The 15,913-nt window shown below is 67.7% G+C and carries 1 protein-coding gene (running past one end of the window); it reads left to right on the forward strand.

Annotation, left to right across the window (positions count from 1 at the left end):
- On the forward strand, positions 1–15,913 hold the 5' portion of the coding sequence (locus OG403_RS28540) for an ADP-ribosyltransferase (protein WP_329569261.1). It continues 12,974 nt past the right edge of the window; the window shows 15,913 of its 28,887 coding nt (coding positions 1–15,913); its start codon is at positions 1–3; its stop codon lies beyond the right edge, outside the window.

Here is a 15,913-nt window from a genome sequence, read left to right on the forward strand (position 1 = left end):
ATGTCGATCATTCTTCCCGAGGGAGTCGCCAAGCTCTTCTCGATCCTGACCGGCATGAAGTGGCCCCAGTCCGACGAGGACATGCTCCGCACCGCCGGTGACGACTACCAGACCATCAGCGATGACCTGCTCTCCGTCAGAGACTACTTCAGCAGCCTGGTGACCGACGCCGGCAACCATTTCTCCGGCACCGCGGCCAACGCGTTCACCGGGCAGATGAGCAAGGTGATCGGGAACACCGGTGGCACCGACTACCTGACATCGGCCAGCTCCACCGCGAAGCAACTCGCCGACTTCGCCCACCAGGTGGCCAACCAGGTCGAGTACACCAAGTGGATGACGATCGCCCAACTCGTCCAGTTGGCAGCCGAGATCGCCTGGGCGATCGCGCTGGGGCCGATCACCTTCGGCACCTCGCTGACGGCGATCCTGGCCGAGGAGCTGCTGGCGGCCGAGCTCATCAAGAAGCTCTTCGGCTGGCTGATCAGGCAGATCATCCTGCACGAGTTCCTGAGCATCACGGGCGGCCTGCTGCTCGACGTGATCATCCAGAGCATCCAGATCGGAGAGCACCACAAGACCAGCTGGGACTGGAAGTCCACCCTGCAGGGCCTGGAGTTCGGCGCGATCAACGGTCTGCTGGCCGGCCCGCTGGAGCTGTTCGGGTTCGGCTTCGGCAAGCTCTTCGGGAAGATCTTCGGCGGCGGGATCGGCAACATCCTGGCGAAGGACATCGAGGGTCTGGCGGGTGGCGCGCTCAAGGACGCCATCAAGGACGCCGAGAAGTTCGCGGCGGAGGCTGTCGACGGGGAGGAGAAGAACCTCCTGGAGGACGGCCTCAACCTGCTCGAGAAGGAGGGCGAGGGCGGGCTCGAGGGCTTCGAGAAGGAGGTCGCCGAGAGCCTGGCCGAGGACGGGGCGGAGAAGCTGTCGAAGGTCGACAAGTTCGCCGAAGAGATGGGCTCCCTCTTCGAGGAGCGACTCGGCGGGATCCTCAACTCGTCCCTGACCCGCGAGCTCGGTGAGGACGCCGCCAAGGAGATCGCCGAGGACGCCGCCAAGAAGGCCCTGGGCAACGCGGCCCGCACGGCCGGCCTGAAGTTCGCCAGGTCCCTGGCCGCGCACGACGCCCGCTATGCCGTCGACCAGCTCGCCGTCATCGACCTCCTGAAGAAGGCCCTCGGTGTGCTGCCGAAGGCGATGGAGAAGTCGGCCGAGCTGACGGTGGAGCAGCTGGCGGAGCTGGAGACGCACCGCGAGATCATCTTCAAGATGTCGGAAGAGGTGATGGGCCTCGCCGGCAAGCTCGCCCCCCAGACGTTCCACCAGGTGCTCTTCAAGCTGGGCGAGGGGATCGGCGGTTACCTCAAGGGTGGCGTTCACAACATCCTGACCGAGGGCTTCTACAACCTGATCTTCGACGACAGCCACTCGTTCTCGGTCACCGCCGACACCTTCTTCGCCGGTGTCGCGATGGGCGCGCTCGGTCACATCGGACACATGGCGGTCGAACCGCTCCAGGAGGAGTACCAGGCGCTGGTCGCCAAGTGGGACCGGGCGGAGTCCGCGAAGTTCAGCGCGCAGGAGGCCGCGGACCTCGGCCTGTCGGAGTACTACCCGCCGTGGAGCGGGCGCGTGCTGCTGGCCCTGGCCTCGAACCTCACCGGGCACGCCACCCCACTGCTGATCCGCCGTCCGAAGTACACCGGCGCCGGTGCGCCCGACGTGTCGGAGCTCAGCGAGCCGACCCGCACGCCCACGGTCTCCAGCGAGTCGCAGGAGACGGAGTCCGGCGGTGGCAAGACCACGCCGAACACCACGCCGAACACCACGCCCAGCAAGGCGCCGATCAAGGTGGTCGGTGGCCAGAGTGAGGAGTCCGAGGGCTCGTCGTCCAGCTCGTCCAACTCGTCCAGTTCATCCAGCTCGTCGAGCACCTCCACCGGGGAGTCGGTCCAGGCGCCGCGCCAGGTCTCGACGGTGTCGTCGGGCGGCGGGGACGGGGCGACCACGGAACTGACGGTCGAGCCGGAGCACCTGCCGTCGGAGCCGGGCGCGAGTGACCTCCCGCCCGAGGAAACCGCTACGGCCGGGGCTGCCGGGGCCCTCACGGGCCGTCCCGTGACCGTGCCCGCGCCCGTCCCTACCGAGAACAGTCCGTCGGAATCCGGCGCGAGTGTCCGCCCGCCCGAGGAACTCGCGACGGCCGGGGCTGCCGGGGCCCTCGCGGGCGGTCCCGTGGCCGCGCCCACGCGCGTCCACACCGAGAACCGTCCGTTGCCTCCGCTGCCGGACGAGTCCCTCGACAAGGCCCTGCCTCCGCTCCCGCCCCGGACCGTCCCGAGCCCCTTGCTGGAGCAGGAGGATCCGCGTAACGCGGTCTGGACGCAGACCCTCGGTGACCTTCACGACCACTACGACAAGAGGCTTGCCGACCCGGTGGGGCCGGCTTCGTCCCGCGCCGAGGTACCGGAGCAGGACGCCCCTGGTGCTACCCCGGCCCCGACTCCTGTCCCGCAGGCCGAGCAGGAGGTGCGCGACGCTCGGGCCGGGGCGTTGGCCACCACGGTCGAGAACGCCTTCGCGACCTGGCGGCTCGAAGGCTTCAGCGGGCTCGACCCCAGGGTCGCCGCCGGGCTCGGCCTGGACGGTGGGTCGGTCGTCCTGACGCGCGAGGAGGCCCGGAAGGTCCTGGCGGACGTCGGCAGTGACCTGGAGGGGGAGCTGGACCGTGCGGCCGACCCGGAGAAGGTGCTGGCCGAGATCGGGGCCCCCGGCGCGCTGCACGGCCGGATCACGCTGAAGGCGGCCCGCGCGCTGCTCGCCGCGGGGGCAAGGGCGAAGGTCCGTGGGACTGTTGACGATCGCCAGCGATCCGGGAACTGGCTCGCCCCTGCCCGGTCGGCGGTCGACCGGGTGGGTGAGGGGTATGCCGAGCGGCAGCTGAAGGCCTTCGACGAGGCGTTCGGCGGGCCGGATGATCTGGTCGGCTCTGACCTGGCGGAGAAGCTGGGGAAGTGGGCTGCCCGCCGTGGGCAGGTCGAGGAGTCGCTGATCCGGCACATCGAGTTCGAGCCCGAGGTGACGCGGGCGCTGCGTGACGCCTCCTTCGAGTTCGACGGCTGGGTCGGCAGGCGTGGCCTGGACGGTGCCGGGATCGCCGAACTCAAGGAGGAGTACGGCGCCAACTTCTTCGAGCAGTACGCGAAGGTGTGGGGTCCGTCCGATCTGGACCCGGCCCACTGGCTGGCGCACGAGGCCGCGCACGAGAACACCTTCGGCCTCCGGGAGGAGCACCCGGCCACCGCCGAGGGTGAGCGTGCGTTGCCTCCGCTTCCTCCGTGGACCGTCCCGGGCCCCGTGCTGGAGCAGCGGGACCCGCGTGAGGCGACCTGGGAGCTGGCCCGGCGCGGCCTCGAGGAGGACTACGCCAAGAGGCTCGCCGACCCGGTGGGGCCGGCTTCGTCCCGCACCGAGGTACCAGAGGAAGAGGCCCCGGCCCCGACTCCTGCCCCACAGGCCGAGCAGCAGGTGCGCGACGCTCGGGCCGCGGCGGTGGTCGCCGCAGTCGGGAACGCCTTCGAGACCTGGCGGCCGGAAGGTCCCGGCGGGCTCGACCCCAGGGTCGCCGCCGGGCTCGGCCTGGACGGTGGGTCGGTCGTCCTGACGCGTGAGGAGGTCCGGAAGGTCCTGGCGGAGGTCGGCAGTGACCTGCAGGGGGAGCTGGACCGTGCGGCCGACCCGGAAGGGGCGCTGGCCGACATCAGCGACCTCGCCGCTCTCCGGGGCCGGATCACGCTGAAGGCGGCCCGCGCCGTGCTCGCTGCGGGGGCAAGGGCGAAGGTCCGTCGGACTGTTGACGATCGCCAGCGATCCGGGAACTGGCTCGCCCCTGCCCGGTCGGCGGTCGACCGGGTGGCTGAGGGGTACGCCGAGCGGCAGCTGAAGGCCTTCGACGAGGCGTTCGGCGAGCCGGATGACCTGGTGGGCGAGCGCCTGGCGGAGAACCTGGGGAAGTGGGACGCAGGCCGTGGGCAGGTCGAGGAGTCGCTGATCCGGCACATCGAGTTCGAGCCCGAGGTGACGTGGGCGCTGCGTGACGCCTCCTTCGAGTTCGACGGCTGGGCCCGCGGGCGTGGCCTGGACGGTGCCGGGATCGCCGAACTCAAGGCGGAGTACCGCGACAGCTTCTTCGAGCAGTACGCGAAGGTGTGGGGTCCGTCCGATCTGGACCCGGCCCACTGGCTGGCGCACGAGGCGGCGCACGAGAACACCTTCGGCCTCCCCGAGAAGGAGCTTCCTCCCGTCCCGGAGAAGGAGCTTCCCCCCACCCCCGAGCAGCACGGTCCGACCGAACAGACCGCCCACGAACAGACCGATCAGCAGGCTGCCCACCCCGCGCACGCGGACCAGGCCGCCGTGATCGAGGATGTGCTGAACGCCGCCCCGCCGGCGCATCAGGCCTCCTGGCCCCACGTCGGCCTGTGGATCCCGCACCCGGACATGACCCCGGGCGAGCGTGTCCGGATGGAGAAGGCGCTGGCCGGCTTCCCGAAGGACGATGACCATTTCGTCGTCGCGATGGCGGTCCGCGCCGACGGTCCCGGGCTCTCTCCCAAGGAGATGATCGAGAAGCTGCGCGCGGAGGCGCTCCGGGAGGACGGCTGGGACGGCAAGAAGCCGATCCGCTTCGTCGCCTGCGGTCTGGCCGACGAGCTCGAAGCGGACTACGTCCGTCAGGTGGTCGACGGCTTGGCCGAGCCCGATGCGGACTCGGGCGCGCCCGCACACGCCGTTACCGCACTCGCGGCGGACGGCCCGGTCTGGTTCGTGCCCGGCAAGGACGGGGGCCCCGGCGACCTGGTGGTGGCGAAGCACTTCGGCTTCGACGAGCGCGGGAACCCGGTGGTCTCCGGTGTCGGCGACTGGCTGGAGTTCAAATCCGACGGGCTGTTGGTCAACGTGGTCACCCCCGAACTCCCTTCGCACTATCGCGCGGTGGACGACCCGAAGGACATGCCCAGGAACCCTGACACCGGTGAGGTCCCCACCGGTGATGCGGTCCATTTCGGACCGGGCAAGCTGAAGCTCTACGGCACCGACGAATACCAGAAGTTCGCCTCGGACTTCGAGATGAAGGTCGGCGTCCACGCGTACAACCATCTGCGCGCCAAGGAGGCCGCCAGCCGCAGCCTCTCCCGGCTCTACGATCTCCTCAAGGTCGCGCACAACGACCCGACGGGCGAGGACGTCTACCGCGTCTTCCTGAGTGACGAAACCACCTCGGCTGGGCAGGTCGGCAAGGACCTCACGCTGGAGGAGTTCCACGAGCTGGTGGAGTCGGGCAACCTGCGTGAGCAGATGACCGCGTTCTACAACGCTGCCTACGGGAACGGGAAGGACCCGCACAGCCTGAAGTCGCTGCTGAACGAGATCACGGACAGCGGCAACTACGCGCGAGCCGAGGAACTCGGGATAGACCACCAGCTGCTGCGCAGCGAGGCGGAATTCCTGAACGACGCGCCGCGCACGATCCTCGGAAGCGTGCGGAACCACGAGGTTTTCGGAGACGGGCTGAAATGGTTCTTCGACAAGGACTTCTTCGCTCCCGGCACCATCGTCAAGCAGTCGGCCGACCCGGTGAAACTCGCCTGGGAGTACCACCGAAGCTCCACCAACCGGATGGGGCAGCTTGATCTCGTGCCGCTTCCGCTGCACGAGATCGCCATCAGCATGCCGCTCTCCGGTCGAGAGACCAACTTCCAGAAGGACCCGGAAGGTCTGAAGTGGAAGACGGGCAACATGCTGTACATGCTCAACCGCAGGTCCAGCTGGTACAGCAAGAATTACGAGAGGAACGGGAATCCGGATAAATCCGGTTACTCGGGCACCACCGCGCGGATGCTCAACGCGTTCCGCCTGGCCGACGTCCCCGACACGTCGTCGGAGGACATGATCCTCGCCCTGACGGGCTGGATGCTCCCGCTCGGTGACCACTCCCTCTTCGAAATCCTCAAGGGTGCCGAACTGCTGGACGAGCTGCCGCCGATGCCCGAGGAAGCACTGACCGACGCGGCGACCATGTACCGGCACATTCCGGGAATCCCGGAAGCCGAGATCCGCCAGCAACTGCAGACGATGCTGCCGCACGAAGCCGCCTACCTGGAGCTGCTCCCGCACGAGCGCAGCCTCGACAACTACCGCGAGCCCGAGCCGTCGGAGCTGCGGGAGATCTGGGATCGCCTCGAATCAGTGACCCCGGACCCGAGCGAGCGGAGCTGGCTCGAGCAGAACAACGCGACTGCCGAGCGACTGGTCGACAAGCTGAGCGTCGCCCACGTCGAGGCCCTCAAGATCTACGCCGGTCCGACCCACCCGCTGATCAACGTGCTGCGGCAGCACGACGGTGTGCCGCAGCAGCGGGAGGCGCTCTCGGCTGAGGTCAAGGACCTGCTGGAAGGACCGCTCGAGCAGCTCCCGCCGATTCTCGGCGAGCACGAGGCCCTCAAGCCGCTCATCGACGGCAAGGAGCCGGCGGACCGGCCCGAGCAGCAGCAGGCCGAGCTGCTGGTCAAGGCCGACGAGCTGGTCCCGCAGCTGGAAGGGGAGTTGCGGGTCCACACGGAGATGATCACCGAGGCGCTGGACCGGATGTCGGCCACCGCCGGCGGGGTCGGGCACGGGCACCAGGAGGAGGGCGGCGAGCCCCTGCTTCCGCCGCCGCCGGCTGGCTCCGACCATGGTTCGGAGTCGCTCTTTCCGCCGCCGCCTCCGGCTGGTGCGCTCGACCCGCACAGCTGGGGCGGGCGTATGAACGCGCGGGTCGCTGATGTCTTCAGCGCGCAGCACTGGGAGTTGACGCGGGAGCAGTTCCAGCGGATGCCCGTGGATTTCCAGGCGCGGTACGCGTTCCTGGGTCCGGAGACGGCCAATCCGAGGCATGCTGTCGAGCTCGATGAGGCTCTCGCGACGATGCGGGATCTCGTCATGGAGATGCCTCCGGAGTCTGCTGAGCGGGCGATGCTGGCTTTCTACACTCAGCCGAGTGAGTCGGGGGAGGGCGAGCATGAGGACGAGCTGACCTATTACCAGGTGAACGCGGCGCTGCGTGGGCTCGCCAATGAGGTGCCCATCGAGGGTCCGCACGCCGGGGAGATCGACAGCATCATCACCGTCCTTGATGAGGGCATCAAGCAGTGTCCGGTGACGAAGGAGCTGGTGGTCAGTCGGGGTACCAGTGCTGTCGGGCTCGGGCTGGCGCCGCAGGCTCTTCAGGTGGGTGTGCGGGTCGAGGAGCCGACGTATCTGTCCACGTCGGTGGGCACCGTGCTGCCCGGGGCTTTCGCCGGTCAGCTCGTGCAGCTGCATCTTCGTCTTCCCGAAGGTCTGAAGGCGGCCTTCGTCGAGGGCGTCTCCGACAGTCCGGACGAGCATGAGCTGCTGATCCGTAGGGGCCTGGTCTGGACACCGGAGATCATCGTTCCCCCCGCCGACCCGGCCCACCAGGGCGAGTACACGGGTGATCTGTTCGAGGTTCCGGAGGCCATGCGGTGGACCGTCTACGGGCGCGCGGAACTCTCGCCGGAAGAGCGGGAGCTCCAGGAGCAGTACTCCGACGACGGCGATGAGGAGATGTACTCCGATGGCGGGTACGTTTCCCCGCCGCCGCCGGCGGCGGCCACCGGGCTGTCTGCGGGCCGTTCCGATGCGCCGGTTGTTCCGTCCGTTGCGGATGGGGTGGGTGAGCGGCCGGCCGAGGTGGATGCGGTGGTCGGGCGGTTGTCGGGGATGTCGCCTGTGGAGCGGGAGTCGGTGTTCGCGCGGTTGTCGCCGCAGGGTCGGCGTTGGCTGGTGCGGGATCGGGACTTCGTGGCGGAGTTGCGCGGACTGTCGGATGAGGATTTCGTCCACGGTGCGGCGCGTCTGCTGGTGGATGTGGATCCTCGGGCGGATCGTCCGGTCTCCTCGCGGGTGGAGGCGTATGCGCAGGTCGAGCGGATGCTGCGGGATCCGGCGACGGCCGAGCGGCTGTTGGCCAGCCGGGTGCAGATCGTGGTGGTTCCGAAGGACCATTCCATGACGAGTGTGGAGGCGTTGCTGAGTCATCAGGGTCAGCGTTTCGGTGGTGAGGCTGGTGGCGGGCGGTCGCTGGACGATGTCCGTGGTTTGGGTGGTCGGATCACGGCGATCACGGAGGAGAACCTGACCGGTGAGCACACCGGTATCGGTCTTCAGCCGCATTACCCGGACGGGTACTCGACGACGACGCATGAGTTGGCGCATGCCGTGCATCTGCACGGTGTGACCGAGGATGACCAGGCCCTGATCAAGGGGGTCTTCGAGGCGAAGGGGAAGGCGGGGGCGTCGGCGGTCTGGCCGGATGGTCCGTTGCGGGCGGCGGGCAAGGGTGAGGCGGGGCCGACGAACTACAGCTCGCGTGATGAGTTCGAGTTCTTCGCGCAGTTGACCAATGCCTATCTGGGGACCAATCACGGCAAGGACCCGTTCACGGAGGAGGTCCGCAACAACGGGCGGGAGTGGGTCGAGGACAACGAGCCGGCGTTGCTGCCGCTGCTGGAGAGGCTCTACGGCAAGGACCCGGCCGGGTTCCATCCGGAGAAGTCCAACCCGGTCGAGGAGACCCAGCGCGAGACCGAGTCCTACGCGTACGCGCAGACCCTCTTCAACGAGCACCAGACCGAACCCGAACCCGCTACCCCTGCGGCGAGCAGGGACGACAACACCCCCCGGCCGCCGGAGCACCAGGACCCGCAGCCGGACCTCGAACCCCTGCTGCCGCCCCCGCCCAAGCTCACTCAGACTGCTCCTGCTGCCTACCTGAACCCGGACAACTGGTTCGGCATGTCGGGTCGCCAGATGGCCGAGGCTTTCGTCCTTCAGAGCGCCAAGCTGACGCATGACGAGTTCGCCGCGTTGCCGTACGACTTCCGGGAGCGGTACGCGGAGCTGGAGTTCTTCGGCTGGGAGCGCCACCGGGAGTCCACGCCCCCGGAGGCTGTGTTCGACAAGTTGAAGGACCTCACCGCCACGCTGCCCAAGGAGCAGCGGCAGGCGCTGTACTTCTACACGCAGGGGCAGAAGGGGCTGAGCTACCTCGAGCTCAAGGCGGCCCAGCGGCACCGCGAGCAGGACGGCTCCATCGGCGAACTGCCGGACGGCGCGCAGATCAAGTGGCTGCTCAAGAAGATCAACGATTCCATCTCGCAGTCCCACGTCCCGGCGGATCTCGTGGTTACCAGGGGAACCACGGACGTGGGTGACCGCCTGCGGCCGGAGGACCTGCAAGTGGGCACGTCCGTCAGGGAGGTCACCTACATCTCCGTGAAGGTCGGTGACGAACTGGCCGGCGCCTTCAGGGAGAAGGAGATCCGGCTGCACCTTCGCGTGCCCAAGGGCGTGCGGGCGGCGTACCTGGAGGAGGTGTCGGCCTTCCCCAAGGAGCTTGAGCTGCTGTTCCGGCGCGGACTGCGGTGGACGCCGACCAGGATCGTCCAGCCCGAGCACCAGGGTGAGCAGTGGACCGTCTACGGCGAGGTGGATCCGCCGAGGCGTCCCGACCAGGGTGACGACTTCGACCCTGCGACCTATACGAGGCAGTTCCACGCGGACTTGAACGAATTGTCCAATCTGGACCTGGACAACCCCTCTGACGTGGAGTCGGACACGCTCTCCGAGGCGGACCCGGACGAGGGGCACGAGCCCGAGCTGCCGCCGCCGCCCGCAGGCCCCGGCCATGGCTCCGAGCCGCTGCTGCCGCCCCCGCCGCTCTTCCGCCCGTACCCCCAGCGGCCGACTCCGCCCTCCGCCGCCGAGCACGGGGAGGAGATGGCCGCACAGGGGATCCGGCTCACCCCGCAGGTGTTCGACGCGATGCCCCCCGCATTCCAGAAGACCTACGCGAAGCGGGAGTTCTTCGGGGCGGAGGAGACCTACCAGGCACACCAGGTCACCGTGGAACACGGACTCGCGGAGATGGGGCGCGAGCTCGACACGTTCCTCTCCGCGAACGAGGACATCCATGAAGACCTGCACTTCTACACCCAGCCGGCTGCGAACCAGGACGGTGAGGTCCAGACCGAACTGAGCTACCACCAGGTCAAGGACGCCCAGCGCGACCTCGCCGGCAACCCGAACCTCGACATCACGGACCGCGAACACGGCCCGGAGATCCAGCGCATCATCACCCACATCGACAAGGCCATCTCCCGCTCCTACGTCCGCGAGACCATGGTGGTCAGCAGGGGCACCAAGGATGTCGGGCTCGGCCTGCACCCGGAGACGCTGCGGGTGGGCACACCCGTCGAGGAGGTCACCTACATCTCCACCATGGTCGGCCGCGAGCTGCCCAACAACCTCTTCAACAACCGCCTCATCCGCCTGCACCTGAGCGTCCCCCGGTTCAAGCGAGCCGCTCGCCTCGAGGGCATCTCCGAGCTCCCCGAAGAACGCGAGCTGCTCTTCGCGAGCGGCCTGCGCTGGACACCCACCCGGATCGTCCGGCCTAGTGACTCCAGCCCCCATGAGGGAGACCCCAACGAGGTCCCCGCCACGAAGCAGTGGACCATCTACGGCACCGTAGAACTCACCCGGCCGGCCCCCGCAGTCGCGTTCGACCAGCACAACTGGCCCCCGGACGCTTCGGGGGCCCAGATCGCCGATCACTTCAGTCGGCAGAACTGGGGGTTGAGGTGGGAGCAGCTCCTGCACATGCCCGAGGACTTCCAGGCGCGGTACGAGTTCCTGCTTCCGGACACGGCAAACCCGAAGCACGCCGTCGACCTCGGTGAGGCGCTTGCGGAGATGCGGGGTCTTGCCGCGGAGCTGGAGGTAGAACCCCAGCTGGCTGCCGCGCTGCGCCTCTACACCGGAGCGGGCACGGCCGGTGAAGGGGAGAGCCAGCGGAGGCTGAGGGACCAGGTCGAGCTCGCACAGCGTGCGATCGGCGACGGCCGCCCCGTCGGCGGCCCGCATGCCGAAGCCATCAAGAACATCATCGCGAACCTCGATGAAGGCATCGACCAGTGCCCGGTGACCAAGGAACTGGTGGTCAGCACGGGCACCGAGAACGTCGGACGCGAGATACCGCCGGACCACCTCGAAGTCGGCGTTCCGGTCCAGGAGGTCACCTACCTCTCCACCACGGTGGGCACCGAACTGCACGGGGCTGCCGGTCAGCGCCTCATCCGCCTGCACCTTCGCCTTCCCGAAGGCCTGAAGGCGGCTTCCCTCGGCGAGCACCCCGACAGTCCGGGCGAGCACAAGCTGCTGGTTGGCAGCGGCCTGATCTGGACACCTACCAGGATCGTCCGCCCGGTCGACCCGATGCCGCACACCGGTGACCCGCTGCAGGTCCCGGCGGAGAAGCAGTGGACCATCTACGGCCACGCGCACCTTCCGGAGCAGGAGGTGCACTCCGACGACGAGGCGATGCCCTCCGACGAGGAGTACACGTCGTCCGGCGATGAGTCCTTCCCGCCGCCGCCCGCCGCGCCCGAACTCCTGCTGCCCCCACCGCCCCCAGCAGCCTGGCTCAACCCGGACAACTGGCCCGGTGATGTCCCGAAGGCCCAGATCGCTGATGTCTTCAGCGCGCAGCACTGGGAGTTGACGCGGGACCAGTTCCAGCAGATGCCCGTGGCTTTCCAGGCGCGGTACGCGTTCCTGGGTCCGGAGACGGCCAATCCGAGGCATGCTGTCGAGCTCGATGAGGCTCTCGCGACGATGCGGGATCTCGTCACGGAGATGCCTCTGGATTCTGATGAGCGGGCGGTGCTGGCTTTCTACACTCAGCCGAGTGAGTCGGGGGAGGGCGAGTATGAGGACGAGCTGACCTATTACCAGGTGAACGCGGCGCTGCGTGGGCTCGCCAATGGCGTGCCCATCGAGGGTCCGCGCGCCGGGGAGATCGACAGCATCATCACCAAGCTTGATGACGGCATCGACCAGTGTCCGGTGACGAAGGAGCTGGTGGTCAGCCGGGGTACCAGTGCTGTCGGGCTCGGGCTGGCGCCGCAGGCTCTTCAGGTGGGTGTGCGGGTCGAGGAGCCGACGTATCTGTCCACGTCGGTGGGCACCGTGCTGCCCGGGGCTTTCGCCGGTCAGCTCGTGCAGCTGCATCTTCGTCTTCCCGAAGGTCTGAAGGCGGCCTTCGTCGAGGGCGTCTCCGACAGTCCGGACGAGCATGAGCTGCTGATCCGTAGGGGCCTGGCCTGGACACCGGAGATCATCGTTCCCCCCGCCGACCCGGCCCACCAGGGCGAGTACACGGGTGATCTGTTCGAGGTTCCGGAGGCCATGCGGTGGACCGTCTACGGGCGCGCGGAACTCTCGCCGGAAGAGCGGGAGCTCCAGGAGGAGTACGCCCCTCCGCCGGCGGCTACCGGGCTGTCCGCGGTCCGTTCCGATGAGCCGGCCGTCTCGCATTCCACCGCGCCCACCGGGGACTCCGGGGTGGGTGAGCGGCCGGCTGAGGTGGATGCGGTGGTCGGGCGGTTGTCGGGGATGTCGCCGGTGGAGCGGGAGTCGGTGTTCGCGCGGTTGTCGCCGCAGGGTCGGCGTTGGCTGGTGCGGGATCGGGATTTCGTGGCGGAGTTGCGTGGACTGTCGGATGAGGATTTCGTCCACGGTGCGGCGCGTCTGCTGGTGGATGTGGATCCTCGGGCGGATCGTCCGGTCTCCTCGCGGGTGGAGGCGTATGCGCAGGTCGAGCGGATGCTGCGGGATCCGGCGACGGCCGAGCGGCTGTTGGCCAGCCGGGTGCAGATCGTGGTGGTTCCGAAGGACCATTCCATGACGAGTGTGGAGGCGTTGCTGAGTCATCAGGGTCAGCGTTTCGGTGGTGAGGCTGGTGGCGGGCGCTCGCTGGACGATGTCCGTGGTTTGGGTGGTCGGATCACGGCGATCACGGAGGAGAACCTGACCGGTGAGCACACCGGTATCGGTCTTCAGCCGCATTACCCGGACGGGTACTCCACGACGACGCACGAGTTGGCGCATGCCGTGCATCTGCACGGTGTGACCGAGGATGACCAGGCCCTGATCAAGGAGGTCTACGAGGCTAAGGCGAAGGCGGGGGCGTCGGCGGTCTGGCCGGATGGTCCGTTGCGGGCGGCGGGCAAGGGTGAGGCGGGGCCGACGAACTACAGCTCGCGTGATGAGTACGAGTTCTTCGCGCAGTTGACCAATGCCTATCTGGGGACCAATCACGGAAAGGACCCGTTCACGGAGGAGGTCCGCAACAACGGGCGGGAGTGGGTCGAGGACAACGAGCCGGCGTTGCTGCCGCTGCTGGAGAGGCTCTACGGCAAGGACCCGGCCGGGTTCCATCCGGAGAAGTCCAACCCGGTCGAGGAGACCCAGCGCGAGACCGAGTCCTACGCGTACGCGCAGACCCTCTTCAACGAGCACCAGACCGAACCCGAACCCGCTACCCCTGCGGCGAGCAGTGACGACAACACCCCCCACCCGCTCGAGCACCAGGACCCGCAGCCGGACCTCGAACCCCTGCTGCCGCCCCCGTTCCTGCCCCTGCCCCTGCTCGAGCGACCCCTTGATGACTTCTCCTTGCTGGACCCGGGGAGGTGGGTCAACCAGCCGCACCTTGGTCGTGTGATGGCCGAATACTTCATCGGTGAGGGCTACAAGCTGACGGATGATCAGTTCACCCTGTTGTCGCACGACGGCCAGCAGCGTTACGCGGAGCTGGAGTTCTTCGGCTCGGAGCGCCACAGGGCGGCCAGGCCCCCGGTGGGCGTGCTCGACATGGTGAAGGACCTCACCGCTGATCTGCCTCTGGAACACCGGCAGGCGCTGCACTTCTACACGAAGCCGAAGAGCCTGACCGAGCTGAGCTATGACCAGCTCAAGGAGGCCCAGCGGTACCGGGAGCAGTCCGGCTCGATCAGCGACCTGGATGACGGCCGGAAGATCAAGTGGCTGATCAACAAGATCAACGAGTCCATCTCGCAGTCCTACGTTCCGACGGATCTCGTGGTCACCAGGGGAACCACGGACGTGGGTGACCGCCTGCGGCCGGAAGACCTGCAAGTGGGCACGCCGGTCAAGGAGATCACCTACATCTCCGCGAAGATCGGTGACCAACTGGACCCCGCCTTCGCGGACAAGCAGATCCAGTTGCACCTGCTGGTGCCCGAGGGCGTGCGAGCGGCGTACCTGGAAGAGGTCTCCGTCTTCCCCAGTGAGCGCGAGCTGCTGTTCCGGCGCGGCCTGCAGTGGACGCCGACCAGGATCATCAAGCCCGAGCACGACGGTGGCCAGTGGACCGTCTACGGCAAGGTGGATCCGCCGAGGCGTCCTGTCGAGGATGACGACTTCGACGCTGCGACGTACACGAGGCAGTTCCACGGGGGCGGGGACGACCTGTCCGATCTGGACCTGAGCGGCGTCTCTGACGTGGACTCGGACGTTCTCTCCAAGACGGGATCGGACGACGACCTCGACCACGACGACATGTTCGAGATGCTTTCGCCGCCGGCGGGTCCTGGCCGTGGTTCGGAGCCGTTGTTTCCGCCGCCGCCTCCGGCTGGTGCGCTCGATCCGTTGAGTTGGGGTGGGCGTACGGGGGCTGAGGCTGCTGATGTCTTCCATGATCAGGGTTGGGAGTTGACGTCGGAGCAGTTCGACGGGATGCCTCATGATTTCCGGGCTGCTTATGCGGAGCGGGAGTTCTTCGGGACGGAGGAGGAGTTCCAGGAGCGCCAGGTCGTGGAGGAGGCGGCACTGGCGGAGATGGGGGGTGAGCTGAACGATCTCCTGAGCGCGAATTCGGAGCTCTATGATGCCGTGCATTTCTATACGGAGCCGGCTGAGGCGGAGGATGGTGAGGAGCAGCCTTCGCTGACGTATCACCAGGTGAAGGAGGCGCAGCGGGATCTGTTCCGTCATGCGGGTGATCCGTCCTTCGACATCACGGATCGTGAGTACGGTCCGGAGATCAAGAGTGTCATCGACCGTATCAGCGAGGTCATTTCGCAGTCCCCGGTCACGGAGCATCTGGTGGTCAGTCGGGGGACGAAGGATGTGGGGGATCGTCAGCGTCCGGAGACGTTGCGAGTGGGTGTGCCGGTCGAGGAGGTCACGTTCCTTTCGACGATGGCCGGTCGTGGTCTGCCGGACAATCTTTTCGAGAATCGTCTGATTCGGCTGCATCTGAGTGTTCCGCAGTTCAAGCGGGCTGCTTTTATCGAGGGTGCCTCGGAGGTGCCTGAGGAGCGTGAGCTGCTGTTCGGTGCGGGGCTGCGGTGGACGCCGACCAGGATCGTGCGTCCGCTGGATCCGGCTCCGCACACGGGGGATCCGAACGAGGTTCCCGCGGACAAGCAGTGGACCGTTTACGGGACTGTGGAGCTGACGCACGAGGAGTCCTCTTACGACAGTGGCGATGAGGAGATGTACTCCGATGACGGGTACGTTTCCCCGCCGCCGCCGGCGGGCACCGCGCACCTGGTGACTCCTGGGTCCTCTGCGGGCCGTTCCGATGCGCCGGTTGTTCCGTCCGTTGCGGATGGGGTGGGTGAGCGGCCGGCCGAGGTGGATGCGGTGGTCGGGCGGTTGTCGGGGATGTCGCCTGTGGAGCGGGAGTCGGTGTTCGCGCGGTTGTCGCCGCAGGGTCGGCGTTGGCTGGTGCGGGATCGGGATTTCGTGGCGGAGTTGCGCGGACTGTCGGATGAGGATTTCGTCCACGGTGTGGCGCGTCTGCTGGTGGATGTGGATCCTCGGGCGGATCGTCCGGTCTCCTCGCGGGTGGAGGCGTATGCGCAGGTCGAGCGGATGCTGCGGGATCCGGCGACGGCCGAGCGGCTGTTGGCCAGCCGGGTGCAGATCGTGGTGGTTCCGAAGGACCATTCCATGACGAGTGTGGAGGCGTTGCTGA

The organism is Kitasatospora sp. NBC_01266 (genome assembly GCF_036242395.1).
Taxonomy (GTDB): Bacteria; Actinomycetota; Actinomycetes; order Streptomycetales; family Streptomycetaceae; genus Kitasatospora.